Origin of the sequence: Anaerocolumna sp. MB42-C2, assembly GCF_030913705.1 — a bacterium.
Classification (GTDB): domain Bacteria; phylum Bacillota; class Clostridia; order Lachnospirales; family Lachnospiraceae; genus Anaerocolumna.
Genome location: NZ_CP133190.1, coordinates 4,519,813 through 4,541,828, shown reverse-complemented (window position 1 = coordinate 4,541,828; position 22,016 = coordinate 4,519,813). Strand labels below are relative to the sequence as shown.

General features: G+C 36.7%; 23 protein-coding genes and 1 other annotated feature. Of the genes, 5 read left to right on the top strand and 18 right to left on the bottom strand.

Annotated features, from left to right (window positions below; translation table 11 throughout):
* Positions 1-39: 39 nt before the first annotated feature.
* The 10 genes from fabZ to RBU59_RS20205 all read right to left on the bottom strand — a co-directional run bounded on the left by fabZ (position 40) and on the right by RBU59_RS20205 (position 8,110).
* A complete protein-coding gene (gene fabZ, locus RBU59_RS20250) occupies positions 40-462 on the bottom strand; it encodes a 3-hydroxyacyl-ACP dehydratase FabZ (RefSeq protein ID WP_308144291.1) in 423 nt (140 codons plus the stop codon).
* A 66-nt stretch (positions 463-528) separates the two neighbouring features.
* Positions 529-963: an acetyl-CoA carboxylase biotin carboxyl carrier protein gene (gene accB / locus RBU59_RS20245; RefSeq protein ID WP_308144290.1), complete on the bottom strand. Its 435-nt coding sequence runs from the start codon at positions 961-963 to the stop codon at positions 529-531.
* 12 nt (positions 964-975) lie between these two features.
* The gene (gene fabF / locus RBU59_RS20240; RefSeq protein WP_308144289.1) at positions 976-2,211 is read right to left on the bottom strand and encodes a beta-ketoacyl-ACP synthase II; all 1,236 of its coding nucleotides are present in this window, start codon (positions 2,209-2,211) and stop codon (positions 976-978) included.
* A gap of 95 nt (positions 2,212-2,306) precedes the next feature.
* Positions 2,307-3,047 (bottom strand): 3-oxoacyl-[acyl-carrier-protein] reductase, encoded by a 741-nt coding sequence (gene fabG / locus RBU59_RS20235; protein WP_308144288.1) that lies wholly within the window; start codon positions 3,045-3,047, stop codon positions 2,307-2,309.
* The gene (gene fabD, locus RBU59_RS20230; protein WP_308144287.1) at positions 3,041-3,967 is read right to left on the bottom strand and encodes an ACP S-malonyltransferase; all 927 of its coding nucleotides are present in this window, start codon (positions 3,965-3,967) and stop codon (positions 3,041-3,043) included. Before fabD ends, fabG begins: the two co-directional genes overlap by 7 nt.
* Positions 3,968-3,989: 22 nt before the next feature.
* The gene (fabK, locus tag RBU59_RS20225; protein WP_308144286.1) at positions 3,990-4,922 is read right to left on the bottom strand and encodes an enoyl-[acyl-carrier-protein] reductase FabK; all 933 of its coding nucleotides are present in this window, start codon (positions 4,920-4,922) and stop codon (positions 3,990-3,992) included.
* Positions 4,923-4,943: 21 nt separating this feature from the next.
* A complete protein-coding gene (gene acpP / locus RBU59_RS20220; protein WP_308144285.1) occupies positions 4,944-5,174 on the bottom strand; it encodes an acyl carrier protein in 231 nt (76 codons plus the stop codon).
* A 163-nt stretch (positions 5,175-5,337) separates the two neighbouring features.
* Positions 5,338-5,787, bottom strand: a complete 450-nt coding sequence (locus RBU59_RS20215; RefSeq protein WP_308144284.1) for a hypothetical protein — start codon at positions 5,785-5,787, stop codon at positions 5,338-5,340.
* Positions 5,784-6,368, bottom strand: a complete 585-nt coding sequence (locus tag RBU59_RS20210) for an RNA polymerase sigma factor (RefSeq protein ID WP_308144283.1) — start codon at positions 6,366-6,368, stop codon at positions 5,784-5,786. The genes RBU59_RS20215 and RBU59_RS20210 overlap by 4 nt, the downstream gene beginning before the upstream one ends.
* Positions 6,369-6,622: 254 nt before the next feature.
* A complete protein-coding gene (locus RBU59_RS20205; RefSeq protein WP_308144282.1) occupies positions 6,623-8,110 on the bottom strand; it encodes a putative glycoside hydrolase in 1,488 nt (495 codons plus the stop codon).
* Positions 8,111-8,348: 238 nt separating this feature from the next.
* On the opposite strand from RBU59_RS20205, the gene RBU59_RS20200 reads away from it, so the two are divergent.
* Positions 8,349-8,735, top strand: coding sequence for a helix-turn-helix domain-containing protein (locus tag RBU59_RS20200; protein ID WP_308144281.1), 387 nt, complete (start codon positions 8,349-8,351; stop codon positions 8,733-8,735).
* A gap of 406 nt (positions 8,736-9,141) precedes the next feature.
* Here RBU59_RS20200 and RBU59_RS20195 read toward each other — a convergent pair whose 3' ends face one another.
* From RBU59_RS20195 to RBU59_RS20185, 3 genes are all read right to left on the bottom strand, one after another.
* On the bottom strand, positions 9,142-9,648 hold the full coding sequence (locus tag RBU59_RS20195) for an SEC-C metal-binding domain-containing protein (RefSeq protein ID WP_308144280.1): 507 nt from the start codon (positions 9,646-9,648) through the stop codon (positions 9,142-9,144).
* 589 nt (positions 9,649-10,237) lie between these two features.
* The gene (locus RBU59_RS20190; protein WP_308144279.1) at positions 10,238-11,014 is read right to left on the bottom strand and encodes an InlB B-repeat-containing protein; all 777 of its coding nucleotides are present in this window, start codon (positions 11,012-11,014) and stop codon (positions 10,238-10,240) included.
* Positions 11,015-11,143: 129 nt separating this feature from the next.
* A complete protein-coding gene (locus RBU59_RS20185) occupies positions 11,144-12,511 on the bottom strand; it encodes a glycine--tRNA ligase (RefSeq protein WP_308144278.1) in 1,368 nt (455 codons plus the stop codon).
* Between the two features lie 156 nt (positions 12,512-12,667).
* Positions 12,668-12,921 (bottom strand) — a binding site (T-box leader).
* 329 nt (positions 12,922-13,250) lie between these two features.
* Here RBU59_RS20185 and RBU59_RS20180 point away from each other — a divergent pair.
* A complete protein-coding gene (locus RBU59_RS20180; RefSeq protein ID WP_308144277.1) occupies positions 13,251-13,469 on the top strand; it encodes a hypothetical protein in 219 nt (72 codons plus the stop codon).
* Positions 13,470-13,638: 169 nt separating this feature from the next.
* Here RBU59_RS20180 and RBU59_RS20175 read toward each other — a convergent pair whose 3' ends face one another.
* Positions 13,639-14,967 (bottom strand): replication-associated recombination protein A, encoded by a 1,329-nt coding sequence (locus tag RBU59_RS20175; RefSeq protein ID WP_308144276.1) that lies wholly within the window; start codon positions 14,965-14,967, stop codon positions 13,639-13,641.
* A 218-nt stretch (positions 14,968-15,185) separates the two neighbouring features.
* On the opposite strand from RBU59_RS20175, the gene RBU59_RS20170 reads away from it, so the two are divergent.
* Positions 15,186-15,362, top strand: a complete 177-nt coding sequence (locus RBU59_RS20170) for a DUF4250 domain-containing protein (RefSeq protein ID WP_308144275.1) — start codon at positions 15,186-15,188, stop codon at positions 15,360-15,362.
* A gap of 10 nt (positions 15,363-15,372) precedes the next feature.
* Positions 15,373-16,023 carry a YigZ family protein gene (locus tag RBU59_RS20165; RefSeq protein ID WP_308144274.1) on the top strand — a complete coding sequence of 217 codons (651 nt, stop codon included), beginning with the start codon at positions 15,373-15,375 and terminating at the stop codon, positions 16,021-16,023.
* A 119-nt stretch (positions 16,024-16,142) separates the two neighbouring features.
* Here RBU59_RS20165 and RBU59_RS20160 read toward each other — a convergent pair whose 3' ends face one another.
* On the bottom strand, positions 16,143-16,433 hold the full coding sequence (locus RBU59_RS20160) for a DUF6514 family protein (protein WP_308144273.1): 291 nt from the start codon (positions 16,431-16,433) through the stop codon (positions 16,143-16,145).
* A 360-nt stretch (positions 16,434-16,793) separates the two neighbouring features.
* Here RBU59_RS20160 and RBU59_RS20155 point away from each other — a divergent pair, with 360 nt between their 5' ends.
* On the top strand, positions 16,794-19,556 hold the full coding sequence (locus tag RBU59_RS20155; protein WP_308144272.1) for a transglycosylase domain-containing protein: 2,763 nt from the start codon (positions 16,794-16,796) through the stop codon (positions 19,554-19,556).
* A gap of 251 nt (positions 19,557-19,807) precedes the next feature.
* On the opposite strand, the gene RBU59_RS20150 is transcribed toward RBU59_RS20155, so the two are convergent.
* The 3 genes from RBU59_RS20150 to spoVAC form a co-directional block, all read right to left on the bottom strand.
* On the bottom strand, positions 19,808-20,164 hold the full coding sequence (locus RBU59_RS20150; protein WP_308144271.1) for a SpoVA/SpoVAEb family sporulation membrane protein: 357 nt from the start codon (positions 20,162-20,164) through the stop codon (positions 19,808-19,810).
* A gap of 160 nt (positions 20,165-20,324) precedes the next feature.
* Positions 20,325-21,374, bottom strand: coding sequence for a stage V sporulation protein AD (locus tag RBU59_RS20145; RefSeq protein WP_308148612.1), 1,050 nt, complete (start codon positions 21,372-21,374; stop codon positions 20,325-20,327).
* A gap of 93 nt (positions 21,375-21,467) precedes the next feature.
* Positions 21,468-21,974 carry a stage V sporulation protein AC gene (gene spoVAC, locus RBU59_RS20140; protein ID WP_308144270.1) on the bottom strand — a complete coding sequence of 169 codons (507 nt, stop codon included), beginning with the start codon at positions 21,972-21,974 and terminating at the stop codon, positions 21,468-21,470.
* Positions 21,975-22,016 lie beyond the last annotated feature (42 nt).

Genomic DNA, 22,016 nt, shown 5'->3' with positions numbered 1-22,016 from the left:
ATGGTCTTTATACGACAGGTCAGATACTGGGGAAGAAGCTTAACCGATTGCAAAGGTTAATTCAGCCTCTGCAAAAATCTTGTCTCCGTCATATGCTTTGGCATTCGCTACCCCAACATTGCCCTTGCTTTTTATTAATTCAACTTCCAGAGTCAAAACATCACCAGGTATAATTTTGTTGCGGAATCTGGCTTTGTTGATTCCTCCAAAATAAGCATTTTTTCCTTTATTTTCTTCAACGGATAAACATACCACGGCACCTACCTGTGCCAGTGCTTCAATAACCAGTACACCCGGCATAACAGGTTCATCCGGAAAATGCCCAATAAAATAAGGTTCGTTATAGGATACACATTTACGTCCAACAGCACGTTTACCTGGTTCTAATTCATCAATACGATCAATTAATAAAAATGGACTTCTTTGAGCTATAATTTCTTTGATTTCATTTATATTTAACATTATCCTGCTCCTAACATAATCAAAATCTGCTGTTTCATCTTGGGCAATATTCTTATAACACTGGTATTATAATGGTCTTATGCTTACTAAAGCCTGACCATATTCAACCATATCTTTATTCTTAACTAATATCGCTTCTACAACACCGTCATAAGCTGACTCAATCTCATTCATCAACTTCATAGCTTCAACAATTCCAATAATCTGACCCTTTTTAATCACATCACCAACTGTAATAAATGGATCGCTTCCTTCCGATTTCGCTGTATAAAATGTTCCGACCATAGGTGATGTAATCGTAAGTTTATTCGATTCCTCTTTGGCTGCTTCCGCTTTCATTCCTGTAATAATCGGTGTAACCGAAACTTCTGGTGTCTGAGAGTATACAATGCTGCGGTTAATTTCCAGTGCCAGGCTGCTATCTCCTTCCGTATATTTAAAAGAAGTTAAAGAGGATTCCGATACTGTTTGAATAAGCTTAATAATGTTTTCCATTTCCATAGCTATTTTCTCCTAACCTACGAATTTCTTTACTAATAAACTACCATTATGACCGCCGAATCCCATAGAATTGCTGATTGCATAGTTTACGGTTTTATCGGTCACGGCTTCTTTCGTATAATTTAAATCTAATTCTTCATCCGGTATTTGGTAACCTGCAGTTGCATGGATGTAATTCTCCATAACAGACTTTACACAGGTAATAAATTCAACTGCACCGGCCGCACCTAACATATGTCCGGTCATGGATTTCGTGGAGTTAACATTTAATTTATATGCATGATCTCCAAATGCCTTTTTAATGGATCTGGTTTCGAATAAATCATTATGATGTGTACTGGTTCCGTGTGCATTTACATAATCCACTTCTTCCGGTTTAATCCCTGCTTCCTTTACAGCTAACAACATAGCTCTGGCAGCTCCCTCTCCGTCTTCACTTGGAGAAGTAATATGAAAAGCGTCACAGGTTGCACCATAACCAACAATTTCAGCTAAGATATTGGCACCTCTTAAGGTTGCATGCTCATAGGACTCTAACACAACAACTCCTGCACCCTCACCCATTACAAACCCGCTTCTTTCTTTATCAAACGGTATGGATGCTCTTAGCGGATTGGTCTCCGTAGTCATAGCTGTTAATGCGGAAAAGCCAGCAACACCAATTGGTGATATGGCAGCTTCCGTTCCTCCGGCAACCATAACATCGACTTCATTACACTGAATATAACGGCAGGCATCCCCTATGGAGTGGGTACCTGTTGCACATGCCGTAACAATATTAGTACACTTTCCTTTTAATCCAAAATTAATAGCCACATTTCCTGCTGCCATATTAGAAATCATTAACGGAACCAATAAAGGAGCAATCCTTTTCGGTCCTTTCTCCAATAGTTTCTGATGTTCTCTTTCAATTGCCTGAAGACTTCCGATACCGGAACCAACCGACACACCGATTCTGGTTAAGTCCTCTTTCTCTAAGTCAAGTCCTGCATTCTCAATTGCCTGTGCGGATGCAGCCACTGCAAACTGACAGAAAGTTTCCATTCTCCTGGCAGCTTTGGGATCCATATACTTTTCCGGCTGAAAATCCTCCACCTCGGCCGCTAACTTAACTTTATAATCCGTTGTATCAAAATACGTGATTGGTTTAAATGCATTCTTCTTTTCTTTTAAACTATTCCAAAATGTATCAATATCATTTCCGATAGGGGAAATAATTCCCATACCAGTAACTACTACTCTCTTCATACCGTAATCCTCCTAATTAACTCTAGTTACTTTACATTATTCCTCTTTTGCAACCAATTAAAAGATACTCTTGCTTTCTATCAGGCAAACAGGTTTTATATTCCCAGACCTCCATCAACCTGTATGGTCTGACCGGTTATATATGCTGCTTTATCAGAAGCTAAAAATGCTGCCGTTTCCGCAATGTCTTCTACTTCACCTAATCTTCTTAACGGTATTAAGTCCGTAACCTTTGCCTTTAAATCATCACTTAAAACCGCTGTCATATCTGTATTAATATAACCGGGTGCTATAGCATTAACGGTAATTCCTCTGGAACCTAACTCTTTGGCTAAAGATTTGGTCATACCGATAACCCCTGCTTTCGCAGCGCTGTAATTCACCTGTCCGGCATTACCGATTACACCGGATATGGAGGAAATATTAATAATTCTTCCGCTTTTTTGTTTTAACATAAGACGGGAAACCTGTTTCAAACAATTAAAAACACCTTTTAAATTGGTATCAATTACTGCGTCAAATTCTTGTTCCGTCATCTTTAAAATGAGATTATCTCTGGTAATACCTGCGTTATTTACTAATATGTCAACCTTTCGGAATTGTTTTATCACTTCAGAAAACATTAGCTGAACTGCATCAAAATCTGCTACATCTGCCTGATAAGTCACAGCATTACCGCCATTACTTTTTATAATATCTACTACTTCCTCCGCTTTTTCTTTGGAACCGCAGTAGTTCACTACCACTGTAGCGCCATAGTGCGCAAGAGTAACAGCAATAGCTCTGCCGATTCCTCTGCTGGCACCGGTTACAATTGCAATTTTATTCTCTAGCATCCTATAACCTCCTGTAACTTATCCAGATCTTCTACTTTTTCTATATTAATAACTTTACATGATTTATCAATCTTCTTAACAAAAGCAGAAAGTGTTTTGCCCGGTCCGATTTCAATGAACGTATTAACTCCGGCTGCTATCATAGCTTCCACACTCTGCTGCCATTTAACCGAAGAGTATACCTGTTTTGACAAAAGGTCTCTGATGTTATCTTTCTTATTGATTAGTTCTGCATTTACATTAGCAGTATAAGGTATCACAGGATCCTTTATCTTAATATCTCCTAAGACCTCATATAATTTTTCTCCCGCTCCTTTTAACATAGGAGAATGGAATGGTCCGCTTACATTAAGAGGAATTACTCTTTTAGCTCCGCTTTTAGTAAGTTCTTCACCGGCCAGTTCAACAGCTTTCTTTTGTCCGGAAATAACAACCTGACCAGGGCAGTTATAATTAGCAATGATAACAATCCCCTCGGTAGCTTCACATACCTTTTCAATGCTTGTCGCATCCATACCTAAAACCGCCGCCATGGCACCCGCTCCCGGTTCTACCGCCTCCTGCATTAAAATTCCTCTCTGGCGAACTACCTTAATACCTTCTTCAAAACTCAAAACACCACCTGCCATTATAGCCGGATATTCTCCTAAGCTTAATCCGGCACAGATCTCCGGTTTTATACTGTATTTCTTAACCTGTTCTAATATTGCCATACAAGTTGTAACCATAGCAATCTGCGTAAATTCGGTAACATTGATTTTATCATTTTCCGCAAAGCAAAGTTCTGCCATATTTATCCCAAGGATCTGGGAAGCTTTATCATAAATAGCTTTGGAATCTTCATATTTATCATAAAAATCCTTACCCATTCCAATATACTGAGCACCTTGCCCCGGGAATATAAATGCTGTTTTTCCCATGCTTTATTATCCTCTTTATTTTCTAAAAATGAAAATTCTTAATTAATTCTTCCGCTTCCTTAACAACTTCCTCTATAATTTCCTTACAGGATTGTTCTTTTGATACAAGTCCTGCTATCTGACCTGCCATAACGGACCCGTTAATAATATCTCCCTCTACAACGGCTTTCTTTAAGGATCCCAGCGTAAGCAATTCTAATTCTTCAAAACTTTTACCTTCCTGTTCCAGTTTCTGATAATTTCTGGTCATATTATTACGAATGGAACGTACCGGATGACCGGTAGAGCGGCCGGTTACTGCTGAATCAATATCCTTTGAGGAAATAATCCGTTTTTTATAATTATCATGAACTATGGATTCATGGGATACTACAAATCTGGTTCCTATTTGACCGGCTTCTGCTCCCAGCATAAATACGGCAGCTAACCCTCTTCCGTCGCCTATTCCACCGGCTGCGATAACAGGAACAGTTACCGCATCTGCAATCTGGGGAATTAATGCCATGGTTGTTAATTCGCCGATATGTCCGCCTGCTTCACAACCCTCTGCTACTACCGCATCCGCTCCGTACTTCTCCATCCTTTTTGCCAGCGCTACCGAAGCAACAACAGGTATTACAACAATTCCAGCCTCTTTCCACATCGGTATGTAGCTTTCCGGATTACCGGCCCCTGTAGTGACAACTGAGACTTTTTCCTCCACAACTACTTTAGCAACTTCTGCAGCATGAGGGCTTAATAGCATTATATTAACGCCAAAAGGTTTATTGGTTAAAGCTTTCGCTTTCCTGATTTCATCCCGTACTACTTCAGCCGGTGCATTGCCGGCTGCAATAATACCCAATCCCCCTGCTTCTGAAACAGCTGCTGCCAGGTGATGTTCAGCAACCCAAGCCATTCCCCCCTGAACAATTGGGTATTCTATCTTTAATAAATCACATATCCTCGTCTTCATGAATATATCCTCGATTTCTATTTATTCAGCACCTTTTTCTTTTAAATAATTCATAACATCTTCCACGGTTGCAAGGTTGTTTAAATCTTCGGAAGGTATCTCAACATCGAATTTCTCTTCTAATGCCATTACCAGTTCAAATAAATCCAGGGAATCCGCACCTAAATCGTCTTTAAAAGATGCGCTTTCTGTAATTTCACTTTCATCTACATTTAACTGTTCTGCAATAATTTCCTTTAAGTTTTCTAACATGATTATTATCTCCTTTAGTCTCTACGTAATTGGATTCCCTTGGAATCAGAATATATTATATCTAATATTTACTACTTTTATTTATTATGACTTGCTGTCACATGTCACTAACGAACAAGTATGCATAGATTTATGGCACAAAAACTATACAACGGATGTTATTCTAATATATTATCTGTATCTTTCCACGGTGCAATTTAACACCGCTTTTATGATGCTTTAAAATTATTACGATTATACTAACTATTACAATGGCAGTCGCAGCAATTCCAGATATGATCTTAAACAGATTGCGGAACTTTTTCTCAAATATTCCAATATGGAATCCCCATTCGTTATCCTCTGTTTGACTCTCATTTTCTTCGGTAACCTCTGCAGTTTTTATATCTTCTGCTGCTTCTAATTCGTAATTATCCGGATTAATATTGATAATTCCCTCCGAAATAGGATACTCCACAGGGAACTCGTTCGGTTGATTCGAGGTTTTCTTAAATAAAAAGAATAATTTATAAAATAGTGACTTATCCCGCTTCATATCTTTCTCCATATAATCATCTTGAAGCAATTCCGGATTCAGCTCACTCATCATATCAATTAACAATAGTTCGTTCATAACTTGCTCCCTTCTGTGTTTAAAGGTATTTCCTTATCAAAATCCTGTTTCATTTTATTTCTTAACCTGGATAATCTGCTGTCAACGGCAGTAACCGTCATCTTCATTGCTGCTGCTATGTCTTTAGAGGATTGTAAGTAAAAATATCTTCGTATCACTAATTCATGGTCCTTTTTATTCAATCGGCCAATTATTTCTTTTAACAATGTTATTTTTTCTTTACGGAACACCTGCCCTTCAACACTTTGCTTATGATCAATATAATATCTTGCTATTTCGGATATATCCTCAGGAAGCTCACGTTCTTCTCTTTTACTTAAATCACGAAGTTTATTGATTGCCGTATTTCTAACGATAACTTTCAGATAGGTCTTTAGTGATGCCTTTTCCATGTCATACCGTTCAATATGATTCCAAAGTTTTAAGTAAGTATCATTGACACATTCCTCTATATCTCTGGAACGGCTGCCTAAGATTCCGGCAGCTATATGGAAAAGCAGCTTTTCATACTTATCAGCTAATTTCAATAAACCTAATTCATTCTTCTCATATATCAGGTTTATGATTGCCTCATCTTTCAAGTTATAAGCCTCCTTCCTATATGCTCGATTACTAATACACCATAAAATCGTAAATCTTGCAAATCTAAAAAATTATTTTAATATTTATTATTATTACCCTATTTTTAAGCCCAAGTCAAATTAAGTTTTTGTAACCATCAATCGGACCTGCCGGCCGGGTTTTTTATTTTATCGGGAAGTTCGGATAAGTTTCCATAAATAAAACAGCCTGTCCCGGATATTTCATTAACTAGTCGACTCAGGCTGTTTCCATGTTATTCTTTTATTAATCCATCTTTCGTATAATTATTATTGCCATTCCATAAAATCCACTCTTCATATCCGGCATCGTACACTGCCTGAATCTGATCGCGTATTTCTTCCGGCCCGTAGGATTTGTGATTCGTAAGCCAGGTAGCAGTGAAATCCTGTAACCAGGACCTAACAATTGCTTTATCCTCCTTGTCTATACCTTTTAAAGTCGTCTGAGATTTTTCCAACGCTTTTTTTATAAGATCATAAGGTTTCAAATCCGGATGTAAAATTCCATAGGATCCGTCCTGGTAATGGGAAGGATAAATCATCGGACAAATATAATCCAGATATTTTGACATTTCTTTGTAATCCTGCCCAACTATTTCAGCATCTACTTTACTGTCAATTATTGTTCCGAAAACATCAGCTGAAACATATACCCCTAACGGTTTTAGGTTGTCACATACATATTTTGTAAATTCCGATATAATGTCCATTTTACTTTTGCTCTTTGCTTCTTTCCCAAAGTCCACATCATTAATTCCCTTATCCGTGGAGAAGCGGATGTAATCAAATTGTATCTCATCAAAACCAATTGCAGCTGCCTCTTTCGCTATGGATAACAAATAATCCCAAACTTCTTTTTTGTAGGGATTTACCCAGCACAGTCCGTTCTTATCCCGGAATACACTGCCGTCTTTTTGCTTCAGGCATAAATCCGGTCTGTTCTTTGCAAGGATTGGATCTTTAAAGGCAACAATTCTCGCAATAAGATAGATGTCTTTTTCTTTTAATTTGTCTATTAACTTCTTTATATCACCGATATAGTTAACATCTGCTTGGATATCCTTAACTTCTGGCAGGTCCATCTTATACGTAATTTCACCGTTATCGTTTTTTATATCAATTACCATAGTATTTAATTCCGTTGTATCAACTAAGTCAATCAATTCTTTCATATAACTTTCTTTACCTGCTCTGGGTCCGGTAACATAGATTCCTTTTACTTTCCTTGGTTCACTTCTGGCTTTGGAACCCGGCAAAAATGTTTCTTCTGCTTCTTCCTCACTATTTTCAGAGGTATCCGCAGTGTCTATCGTATCTAAAAAATTTGCTTCTGCTTTTGTAATATCTTCCTGAGTTTTTCCATCTCCTGCTCTATCATTACTGGTAATTATATTTTCTTTCGTATTTCCTGATAAATTATACTCATTCTCTAAAGCGGCATCCGATTTATTTACTTCACCGGAGGTTCCTTTTTTTACATCAGCTTTTTTTTCATCAGCTTCTTTATTACCTAATTGAATCTGTGTTTTACGGAATTCCTCCTGACCTGTGAGCCTATTACGGGATATCAGAAAAGAACTAATACCTAAAACAAAGGCAAATATTACACCAATAACAACCGCCACCCCACCACGGTTTTTTCTTCCGTTATTTTTTCTATGTCTTCTAATCCTTTTATAAGTATCTTCTTTATTAACATACATATCTCTTTTTTTGCTCATAGTGTTTTCCTGCTCCTACTCTTTTGCATTCTATTATAATGGTATTTCTGATTACAAAATTTGTCAAGTTCTATATAACTATATTATTATTAAGTTTATTATTTGTTCATATATAACAAATAATTCCTTGTAAATGGTTCTAAAATATACTTTTTTGTTGACACTATATTTAATGCTGTTATATAATTATTTCGTAATTTCTCGTTGGTATGTAAAGTTAACTATAGGAGGATTATTCATGGAATTTTGTATTCGGTTAAAGCATTTAAGACAAAAATATAAATTAACCCAAGGCGAATTGGCAGCCGTTATTGGATTAAAGTCAACTGCTATTTCTAATTATGAATCCAAACGCAATGAGCCATCTATTGATAAATTAATATCCTTATCTGATTATTTTAATGTTTCATGCGATTATATGTTAGGTATTACCGATAATTCATTACGTATAGGAAGTGAAGACTTAGATAATGAAACTGCTGATTTCTTTATATTATATAAACGATTAAATAAAGTAAATACCAATGAAATTAAAAATTACGCTAAATATCTGCTTTACAAACAAGAAAAATTATCTGAGAGTTTAAAGGATTACACATATGAAAGTTCAATAAATAAATTATAGAATTAGCATCTGCAAAACTGAGCATCTTATGATAAAGAAATGTCAGCGTTCTGACACTTTTGCGTCAGAGCAGACCTGCCCCAATATACTTCCTTTCTGCGGAGTGTGTATCAGGAGCGCATCCTGCCTGGAAGGCTTTCTTATTGCATAGGTAAGTTCGGAGAACTTTTCTATGCAATAAGAAAGGGTCTGGTTTACCAGACTCTAGCGCTGACGCGCTGTTACTTTAGTGACAAGCCACCCTAAAGGATATTATCCTTTTGCGTGTTCATGTGCATCCTGCCGGTCGGGCTTTTATTTCATAGGGAAGTTCGGAGAACTTTCCTGTGAAATGAAAAACTGCCTTATGTTTTATATAATATCTATATAAAATATAAGGCAGTTTTCATTCTATACTTCAATTGTGTTATTGATTTGCTCCACAGCATTTTTTATATTTTTTACCACTTCCACAAGGACAAGGATCATTTCTTCCTATTTTCTTCTCTTTTACTACTGTCCCTGATTTTTTTTGTTCCCAAAATAGTTCTTTTCTTCTTTCCTCTGTTAAGAGCTCATCCCAAACCGGCATCTGATAAAGCCAGTCAGCTTTTGCTTCTACCATGTTAAAGTATAACTTTTCTTTATCAAAACCAAGATTAACAACTGTTTTTTCATCCATCTCTTCAATAGGATTTGGATTTTTGAGGCTATCGTTTATTCCATCAAGGAATCCCACCATAATAGATAAACTGGTACCATATCTGGATGCTAAATCTTCTACCGTGCCTTCTACTACAGTTTCAGGATCTGCTAGAATTCTCTCATATATACCTTGTTCAATATTAAAATAATTGGCCCAAAATAGTTGTCCTTCTTTTTGATTTGTGTCAAGAGAGTAAGCATAATCTCTCCATTCTTGTAATAAACTCATGATATTCATCCTTTCTGTTGTTTAGTATTTACAAAAAAATCCTAAACTTACGTAAAAAAATTTTTTAAATTATGTATAATACATCCAAATCAGCATCATACTATAGTTAATCTAATTCAATAAACAATGCCGTCTGCAAAATACAGACGACTTGTGATAACAATAGAACACAGTAAATGTAATTAATCTATTGCAAATATTAATTAGATAGCACAAAAAGCGTAATCTTATACTGATGTTGGATCCCCCCTCCAACAATAGGATAAACGCTTTGCGCACTAACAATGCGCAGCCAACACCAAAGAAAAGTTAAATACTTATCCTCCCCTTTTTAACAAACAACTCACTGCAAAGGCGCAGTGGGTTGTTTGCTTTTTAATTAGGGAGTTATATCTATCGTGGTAAAGATCTCTTAGGGACATGTCTATATGAATCCCTTATAGATCAATGGTTTCAGAGACTTTGACGGTGAATGGCACAAGCATTATTTTATCATAAATTTTCTTTATACGCAACTTATACTCAACTTTATTTTTTTCCAGATATTTATACAATACGAAGCACACATTAATCCAAATATATAATTATATTAATACCACCTTGCAAATAGTTTCAAAGGGTCCGATTCCTTTACTATGTCACTTTCCATAACAGGTTTGCCATCGGCTTCCGTATAGTTATCCCAGCTATACCATCCCGCAAATTTGCACCCATCCCGTTTCGGTGCCGGCAATTTCCCATATTTTTTACCGCAGATAACTTCCTGTTCGTACTCTTCCCCATTATATGCAATAAAGGTTATTTCTAATTTCTTTTCCACCCAGCGTGCATATAATTTTTTCTTTGCATTTTCATCGTAGACACTTTCGGAGGTAATCTTATCCCCACCTGTTTTAGCAGTATACCAGCCGTCAAATACATAATTTGCTCTGGCAGGTTCAGGCAGCTGACTACTGTATTTTGTTCCATAATATACGTTAACGGTCTCTTTTTTAACTAAACCACCGTTTGCATCCAGGGAAATCGTATATTTTTTGCCGCTCCAATGCGCATATAAAGTATGTGACCCATTTATCTTTACCGTACTGTCTTTTGTTATTTTTACTCCTCCGTAAGCGTAAGTATACCAGCCTAAAAAAGTATAATGATCTCTTGTTGCGGTGGGCAGACCGCCATAAGTATCCCCAAAAGTAACCTCCATTGAATTTAAAGAGGCAGCTCCTCCTTTCGGGTTAAATGTTACGGTAAACGTTTTACCTCCTCCGTTTTTTGAAGCAGTCGCTGCATTCATCTTTTGCGGCAGGGCTAATGTAATTAAAAGGATACCTAAGGCAAAACAAAATAATCTTCTATTCTTCATATTCATATTAACAAACTCCATCCCAACTTTATAATAATGTAACTTCTGATAAAAGGCGATGTTCTTTCGCCGTGCATCCGATTATAGGAACATGTTTTTGTTCCTATAATGTAACTTATCGGCTGTTTTTTCGTTTTACTTGAAGTAATTTTCCACATATTCTGCTAATTCATGGATATTTAACGTAATCTGTTTCATGGTATCCCTGTCACGCAATGTGACTGTCTCATTTGTTAGGGTATTATCATCAACCGTAACTGCAATCGGTGTTCCGATAACATCTCCTCTGCGGTATCGCTTACCGATATTGCCGGCATCATCATAGGAAACCATAACGTGTTTCTTCAGTTCATGATATATCTCAAGTGCTTTTTCACTATGACGTTTTTTAATCAATGGCAAAACATTTACTTTAATCGGGGCAAGTATTGGATTAATTTTTAATACCTGTCTGCACTCTTTTTCATCAATTTCTTCCTCCACCAGAGCTTCAAATAAAACAGCCAGCACGATACGATCCAGTCCGTAGGTAGATTCTACAATGTAAGGAATATATCTTTCATTTGTTTGCTCATCAAAATATTCCATACTCTTTCCGGAATATTTCTGATGCCTGGATAAATCAAAATCAGTCCTGTTATGGGTACCGTTGATTTCACCCCAGCCAAAGGGAAATAAATACTCGATATCACAGGCTGCTTTTGCATAATGAGCTAACTTTTCGTGGTTATGAAACCGCAGATGTTCTTTGGAAAGCCCTAAATATTGAAAAAATGAAATTCCATAATCCTTAAAATACTCATACTGTTCTTCATCCGATCCGTTTTTACAGAATGTCTGATATTCCATCTGCTCAAATTCAATGGTACGAAATGTAAAATTACCGGGGGTTATTTCATTGCGGAACGCTTTTCCTATCTGCCCTATACTAAAAGGCAATTTAGTTCTCATAGTTCTAAGAACATTAAGAAAATTGACATACTCTCCCTGTGCATTTTCCGGCCTCAAATAAATCATGCTGGCACTGTTTCTGGTTACACCACGCTGCGTTGAAAACATCAGATTAAATTGCCTGATATCTGTAAAGTTGGATTTTCCGCATTTCGGACAGGGTACCTTATTCTCTATAATAAACTGAAACATCTCTTCCTGTGTCATGGCATCTGCATTTGCTTCCAAGCTATATTGATTAATCAAATTATCCGCGCGGTGTCTTGTATTACATTCTTTGCAGTCCAGCAGCGGGTCTGTGAAGCTTGTTAAATGTCCGCTGGCTTCCCAGACCGCAGGGTTCATTAGTATATCCGAATCAATTTCATAACTGTTATCTCTATTTTGAATAAAGTAATATCTCCAGGCATCTTTTATATTATTTTTTAACCTTGTACCCAATGGGCCATAATCCCAGGTATTTGCCAGGCCTCCATATATTTCACTTCCTTGAAAAATAAATCCGTACTGATTACAAAATGCCGTTAATTCTTCCATTGTTAATTTTCTCATTCCATATACCTCCTTGAATTTATTAGTAATATAAAGTATCTGGCAAGCCTTTCACTCCGAGCTCGTGGGGGCTGCACAGCAACAACTTTTCTTCCTCGAGAAACGCACATTGGCACGAACTATCGTAATCAAAAAAAAGTCCGCCCTAAGCTAATTGCTTAGGGCGAACTTATATACATTAGTAAGTCCGTGGTACCACCTAAATTCAGGATAACCTGCGCTCTGCTTACAGCACTTTAATCATGCTGCTTCCTTTGATAACGGTGGAATTCCGTTGGTACCTACTTGGATTTAATCCTTTCAATCCACAGCTCTAAGGCGCCTTCTATGTCAATTTCATAAAGATTCGCACCAGCCATCTTCTCTCTGAATTCCAATTAACATATACTATTCCTTTTCACAGCTTTTAAAATTTTCCTTATTTTATCATTACCTATTTATAAAGTCAAGGCGTTATACCCTAATTATTTTTATAGTTTTACAATAGTATGCCGCTGGTTTCTGTTCACTCCCCTGCAAAAAGCAGCAATTCCGTGAACTATAACACACTTCGCGATGCACTAAAACGAGGATGCAGCGTTCCTACGCTGCAATTCTCCGGTTTTTTGTGAATGCATTGATACTTCTTTATTTTTAAACCCGATCGATCATTCTGAATCGATAGCAAACATGTTGATTTAACTGAATATATCTATTATAATAAACTTGTACGAATATTAAGAAAGGAGTCTCTTCTCTTATGAAAAAAATCAAGCGCATTTTAGCTTTTGTTGTTGTGATTTTACTGTTTTCCTTATATGGATTGACATTATATGCCGCTCTTACAGCTTCACCTAATTCACATGCTTTATTTCAAGCCAGTTTATATTCTACCGTAGTAATTCCAATTATGATATATACCTATATGTTAGTTTACAAACTATTAAAAAAATGGTCTCAGGATAAATATAATAATTAACTGTAACCCGGAAGATTCACTTTATGTGAGATTCTCCGGTTCGCATGCATGTTCGAATTATCGCAAGCAAGCTTGCTAATTCTCACTTTGCTTTCGCTTATATAAAAGCTGTTGCAAGACTCTTTGTTTAATCTTGCAACAGCTTAGCTTTTAACCAAACAAACGTCAATTATTCTTCCGCATCCTCCCTGATTCTTTGAAGATATTCTTTTATTACTTTTTCATACCCTTGTTCCGACGGTTCATAAAATACCCTTCCCTTTAATTCATCGGGCAGATACTGTTGATTGACATAATGGTTTTTATAATTATGAGCGTATTTATAACCCAGACCATGACCCAATTTTGCAGCCCCTTTATAATGGGCATCCATCAGATAGGAGGGAATTGTTGCTGTTTTCTCGTTTTGTACGGCTTCATAAGCGGCATCAACAGCCATAATGGAAGAATTACTTTTTGGAGCACAGGCAACATATGCCGCAGCTTGTGCCAATACAATACGTGCTTCCGGCATACCTAGCCGCTCTACTGCCTGGGCTGCGGCAGTCGCTACCACAAGGGCATTAGGATCTGAATTGGATACATCCTCCGAAGCACAGATCATAATTCTTCGTGCTATAAATGTAATGCTTTCTCCTGCGTATAACATACGGGCCAGGTAATAAACCGCCGCATCGGGGTCTGAGCCTCTCATACTTTTTATAAATGCTGATATGGTATCATAATGGTTATCGCCGGTTTTATCATAACGGACTACCCGTTTTTGTATACATTCACCTGCTACCGGTAAGGTTATGTGTATCTTACCGTCTTCGGACCTTTCCGTTGTCAATATCCCTAACTCAATGGCATTTAATGCGGCTCTTGCATCTCCGTTTGCAATATCGGAAAGAAAGTCCAGAGCATCTTCATCAATAGCAGCATTATATCCTCCCATACCTCTTTCTTCATCATAAACAGCTCGGATCAGAAGCTTTTTGATATCTTCTTTTTCCAGAGGTTTTAATTCAAAAATAATAGACCGGGATAATAAAGCGCTGTTTACTTCAAAATAAGGATTTTCTGTAGTAGCACCGATAAGTATTATGGTGCCGTCCTCCACAAATGGTAATAAGTAGTCCTGCTGCCCTTTATTAAATCTATGAATCTCGTCTATAAATAATATAGTCTTCTTACCGTACATACCTGCATTCTCTTTCGCCTGGCCTACTACTTCTTCCATATCTTTTTTACCTGCTGAAGTAGCATTGATCTGGGTGAAAGCAGAACTTGTAGTTCCGGCAATTACTTTAGCTAAGGTTGTTTTGCCGGTTCCGGGCGGGCCGTAAAATATAATAGAACTGATTTTATCAGCTTTTATAGCCCGATATAACAGCTTATCTTTTCCGATTATATGACTTTGCCCCACCACTTCATCCAGGGTTTTAGGGCGTAAACGCGAAGCCAGGGGAGAATCTTTCTCCATTTTATTGCTTCTCATGTATTCAAATAAATCCATATTACTGCCTCCCTGCCCATTTAACTTTATAAGCATTTCCTACATTGTATAGAAAAAAACAATCCCAGTCAACCATTCTTTCTATTTCCGCAAAACCAAACATACGAAAGTTTTACCCCCTGTTTTTAATAAGTGGCAGCACTTGATTTCTTTAGAATCTATGTTACAATAAGAAAGAATCCGGCTTGCCGGACGCAATCGATTTTCAGGAGGTTATTATGTCAATTCCCCAAGATCCCATAATCTTACTTAGTTACATTAATACCCAGTTAAGAGACAATTATAATAATTTAGCAGAACTATGCCTGGATTTAAATATAGAGGAATCAATGATAATAAAGAAATTAAAAGCCATTCAATACGAATATAATCCAACTTTAAATCAATTTAAATAGGTGAAAAATAATGAACAAACCTTTTCGTACTGTATATACAGGCGGTACCGGTGAAATAACAGAAAAAAAGTCCAGATTTATAGCCAGTGTTGCTCCTGTTCTATCGGAAGATGATGCTTTGGAATTCATAGAACAAATTAAGAAAAAATATTGGGATGCACGGCATAACTGTTATGCCTATGTAATCGGGCAAAATGATGATATCCAAAGATGCAGTGACGACGGTGAACCGTCTAAAACTGCCGGAAGACCTATACTGGACGTATTGCTGGGTGAAGAAATCCATAACACCATAATTGTTGTTACCAGATACTTTGGAGGCACACTGCTTGGAACCGGCGGACTGGTGCGTGCTTATCAGAGTGCCGCCAAGGAAGGACTTTCTTGCTGTAATATTATCGAGAAAATAAAAGGGCAGAGAGTAACAGTAACTACTGATTACAATGGGAATGGTAAAATTCAATATCTCATCTCACAATCAGGTATTCCTATTTTAGATACTGAGTTCACCAATATGGTGAAAATAACAATTGTAATTCCCAATGATATCTTTGCGGATTTTATAAAGAAAACCATTGAAGTAACAAACGGAAAAGCTCAGATAACAGATGCCTGTGAGGTTTATTTTGCAACTATTTCAGGAAAAGTTGAACTATTCTGATCCGTTCTAATTTTTTAATTAAACAAAAAAAGGAGTCTCTTAAAACTCGAGAGACTTCTTTTTATATATTTCTTCCATTATTATAACCTACTATGTAATAAATATGCTTTATTTTAAGCTTATATATAATCGCTAACCAAATCATCAACTATTTCAAGCATTGATACTAATGTAACCCCATTATCCCATAATTTATGTACCATTTCTTTTACGATATCCTTAGAGTAGGAAATGGGATCCGTATACTCTGTTTCCAGACAATCTTCCAAATGCTTCACTATTTTTATTCCATACAAACTTATATCTCGTCCACGATCTTTATAATCCTCTACCAGATAATAATCTAATTGTACCTCCTTATTATCTTCCATTATCATTGTTTTAGTACCCTCTAAATAAAGTTTTCTCATTGCCCCTCCCTATAATCCATCCAGTAAATTTTTTAAAGCATTTTTCTTACAGTAGGTTTAAATCTAATTACATTATATATTTGTTATTAAACGAATAAAAGCAGAATAGCTCGGCATAATGTTCTACATTTCGACATATAACGTATTTTTCTCACGATAAGTAAAAAATAGTTTAAATTTTCCCATTTTTATCTTCGGAAATGTGAATATTATGACAATTACCTACATTTTTACATGGCAACATTTTGTTGCCTTATGAAAAAATACTTATGTAATCAGTTATACATTCCTTCACATATAAAATTTTCTTTATTTTGTAGTAACAATTTGGTATAATGTTAGGATAAAAGGAGGTTTATTATGGACTTTAGCAAAAAAGGGACTGCAAAAAAACAACAGCAGATAAAATCTACTTCCAGAAAAATTGCCTCTAAAGCCGGGGTATCTGTTTTTAGAATATTCCTGATTGGAATTGTATTTATAGCTGTTATCGGATCATTTGCCGGGTTTGGAGTTTTAAAAGGACTTGCTGACAGTGCACCTAGTATAGATCAGATTAATGTTATACCTACCGGTTTCACTACTAATATATATGACAAAGATGGCAATATAATCGAGACTTTAGCCGGTGCGGAAGCCAACCGAGTATATGTTACAATAGATGAAATACCGAAAGTTCTTCAGAACTGTGTTATCAGTATTGAAGATGAACGTTTTTACGAGCATAACGGTATCGATATAAAAGGTATCTTCAGAGCTTTCTTTGTTGGTTTAAGCAAGGGTGATTTTGATGAAGGTGCCAGTACAGTTACTCAACAGTTGATTAAAAACCAGGTATTTAACGGCGGTGCGGAAGATAATTTTACCGATCGTTTTATCCGTAAAGTTCAAGAATGGTATTTGGCTGTTCAATTAGAAGATCGTCTGGATAAAAAATCCATATTGGAATATTATCTCAATAATATTAATCTGGGCGCAGGAACCTATGGAGTACAAACCGCATCTAAAAGGTATTTTAACAAAGATGTAGCTGACTTAACCCTATCGGAAGCAGCTGTTATTGCTTCTATTGCACAGTCACCAACTAATATGAATCCTATTACACATCCGGATAATAATGCCGCCAGGCGGGCAAAAGTTCTTGAGAATATGAAGAATCAAGGCCTATGTACGGAAGAAGAATATCAGGAAGCAGTGAATGATGACGTCTATTCCAGAATACAAAGTATTAATGAAGAACAGGGTACAACATCTTACTACAGTTATTTTGTGGATGAATTAATCGAACAGGTCATTGAAGATTTACAACAGGAGAAAGGGTATACGTATACTCAGGCCAGCAATGCGCTTTATACCGGTGGATTAAGTATATACACAACCTTGGACTCGAAGATACAGGGTATTGTAGATGATGTTTATTCCAACAAAGATTATTTCCCCGAAATCGGAAAGGATTCTTTTTGGGAGTTGACATATGCTTTATCTATTCAAAAGAAAGATGGAACCACAATTCACTATCATACCAATGACTTAGTAGATTATTTTAAAAAAAGTTCTTCTTTCTCAACTTATTTCAGCAGTAAGAAAGATGCCCAAAAAAAGGTTAAAGAATTTAAAAAAGCTATGGTAGAAGACGGAGATATTATTCTGGGTGAAAATACAAGTTTAATTATACAGCCCCAGTCTTCCATGGTTATTATGGATCAGAATAACGGACAAGTCGTAGCTTTAGTTGGCGGTAGAGGCGAAAAAACCGGTAACAGGACTTTAAACAGAGCAACAAATACTTGGAGACAGCCAGGCTCCACGTTCAAAGTGTTGTCTACCTACCTGCCTGCACTGGATTCCGCGGGAATGACTTTAGCTTCTGTAATAGATGATGCTCCGTTTAAATATCCGGATTCAGATAAATATGTAAGTAACTGGAACGGAGAAACTTATGAGGGTTTTACTACCTTAAGGCAGGCAATTACCAACTCCATGAATATTGTCACGGTAAAAACACTACAACAGGTGACTCCTCAAATTGGTTTTGATTACTTAACTAAATTAGGTTTTACTACCTTGGTTGACAGTAGAACATCGGATAGCGGAAAGGTTTATTCCGATATTAACTTATCCATGGCACTTGGTGGTATTACAGACGGTGTAAGCAATCTGGAATTAACTGCGGCATTTGCAGCCATTGCAAACAGCGGTTATTATACCAAACCAAGTTTTTACACCAAAATTCTGGATCATGATAACAAAGTCCTGCTGAAAAATAAACCTACCGGCCGTCAGGTTATGAAAGAATCAACATCATTTCTATTAACAAGTGCAATGGAGGACGTTGTTAAAAAAGGCACCGGTTCTTCCGCTAATTTTAATGAAATCAGCATGCCGATAGCCGGTAAAACAGGTACAACTTCCGATGATAATGACCTCTGGTTTGCCGGATATACTCCTTATTATACTGCAACTATATGGTCCGGCTATGATAATAACAAAACCCAGACAAATAAAAGTTATCAAAAAATCATATGGCGAGATATCATGCAGCGGATTCACGAAGAATATAAACTGGAATCCAAACCTTTTACTAAACCGGACTCCATTGTATCAGCGGATATCTGCACAAAAAGCGGGAAACTTGCGGTGGATGGTTTATGTGATAAATACATCGGCGGCTCCACTGTTAAAACGGAGTATTTCGCAAGAGGTACGGTTCCTACTGAAAAATGTGATATTCATGTTAAGGTTACGATATGTAAAGATTCCAAACAGCTTGCAGGTGAGTATTGTCCTAAATCCTCCCTGGAAGAAAAAGTTTTCCTTATAAAAGATGAGAAAAGTCCGACAAAAGATACACCATATATCTTGCCGACCCAAAAATGTACCAAACACAATTCAAAAACACAAAATAAACCTACTAATACTCCATTTCCACCAGGAAATAATAATCCCGGCGGTATCGCTCCAACCGTTCCACCATATGACAATGGTGCTGATAACGGCAGTAATGGCAATAACGGTAATACCGATAATGGCAGCAATAGTGGGGAAGATACGTCCACAAATGATGGTACCGAGATAAATACTGATGAAACAGATGTAGAATTCTATTACGACTACGGTCAATAAAGATAATAAGAAAAGCCGGTTTCAAAACCATAAGTTATTGTCATACATTAACTTACAGTTTTGGAACCGGCTTTTCTTGATGTTTCATCTATATTAAAAGCATTTATATACCTTGTACTTTGGGTTTAATCAGAGAAATATTAATGTTTACATCCTAATTGATATTAGAAATTATCATTTAAATTTAAAATCAAATTAAGGTATATAAGATGCTTGAAATATATCAAACTCTATACAAAGTTGTATTGGTTTTAATCCTTTAACTTCGGATCAAAGATCCAGGAAGCAATATAGGAAAAAATTAATGCTGCCGAAATTCCTACTGCCGAAGCAGTAAAACCTCCTTTAAACAAACCGATGAAACCTTCTTCGGTTAACGACTTTTTAATACCTTTAAATAATAAATTTCCAAAACCGCTAAGAGGAACACTGGCTCCTGCTCCTGCCCACTTTGCAAATGGCTCATATATACCGACTGCTCCTAACACTGCTCCCAGGCACACCAGTATAACCATGATTCTGCCCGGCATAAGTTTCGTACTATCCATTAAAATCTGTACAACGGCGCAGATTGCACCTCCAACTAAAAATGCTTTTAAATAATCCATATGCTTCTCCAATCCGGCTTTATTATAGGTAATGATCAGGATGTCAAAAGGTCAATTTTGCGTTTCGTATGAATACCAGCGTATATATATTCAATTTAGCTGCCTTTCCCTCAAACACTATATTTGACACCCTAATCAAGTAATATAATAAATGTCCTTGTTAACTTACTTCTATAACAACTCCATGAGCAATTCCGGGTACGGAATTTCCTTCGTTATAACTAACCTGAGATAATAATGCTCCGGTTGGAACGAACAAAACTCTTGTCCATTCGTGACGTCTCAGTTTCTGGAAGATATAACCTGTTAATGTTATGGCACTGCATGCACAACCGCTTCCGCCGGCATGTGTATCCTGGGTATTCTTATCAAAGATTTCAATTCCACAATCCATATGATTTGATCTTATATCAAATCCATCCTGCTTTAATAAATCAATTAAAATATCTTTTCCTACATATCCTAAATCACCGGTAATAATTTTATCATAATAGTTGGGTAATATATTAAAATCTTTTAAATTCTGTGAAATCGTACTATAAGCTGCAGGAGCCATACAGGCACCCATATTCATAGAATCTTTTAATCCGTAATCCACTATTTTACCAACCGTTATCCCTTTTATTCTTATTAGTCCATTATTTTTTGAATCATTTTGATTCGTTTTAGCATCCGGTTTCTTTGAACCTATCACTACTGCTCCACTGCCTGTTACCGTCCAGGAGGCTGATAATGGCCTTTGATTGCCATATGCCAAAGGGAAACGGAATTGTTTTTCTGCTCCGGCAAAATGGCTGGAAGTCAGTGCTACTACTTTATCAGCATAACCCCCGTCTATAATCATTGCTCCCAGTGCCATGGATTCACCCATTGTAGAACAGGCTCCATAAATACCAAATATTGGTATATTCAAATCTACAATACCAAATGAAGTGGCTATTAATTGGCCTAACAGGTCACCTCCCACTAAGAATCTGATATCCTCACTTTTTAACCCGGCTTTTTCAATTGCCAGTTCCGCAGCCTTTTTCATAAAACGGCTTTCCGCATCTTCCCAGGTAGTTCCGCCGCACATAGGGTCTTCCTCAATCTGATCAAAAAAGCTGCCTAACGGTCCTTCTCCCTCTTTTTTCCCTGTAATGGATGATCCGGATAGGATATAAGGTGCATTAGCAAATAAGATACTTTGCTTACCTACCATTTTAGTTATTTCATTATTATTTTGATCCGTCATACTAATAACCATGCCTTTCTCACAACCTGCAACATAACCGTTTATCGGCCGCAAATGTTAATTGATATTCTAAACAACACCTAATTCCATTAGAATATAATAAATTACACCAAGTACCCAGGAGGAAAAAATACCGTATAATATAACTGGTCCTGCAATTGTAAATATTTTGCATCCAATACCAAATACCTGGCCTTCTTTCTTATATTCCACAGCCGGTGCTGCAACAGAATTCGCAAATCCGGTTATAGGCACTACACTTCCCGCACCTGCAAACTTTGCTAATTTGGGATAAATGTTAAGACCTGTAAGTAAAACCGCTAAAAATACCAATGTTAAAGAAGTATAAGAGGCGGCTAACTCTTCTCCTGCCCCCCACGACTTATACAAATTCGTTAAACCCTGACCAATTGTACATATGATTCCTCCCACCAGGAATGCTTTGCATATATTTGCAAATAAATTATGTTTCGGAGTCATATCTTTTACATATTTATTGTACATCTGCTCTTTTTTATTTTTATCTTTTTCAATAACCACATCTGATGCAGTTACCTTTTTTTTATCATTTGGCATATTCACTCAACTCCTTACTTTTTTATATTAATACCCATTCCT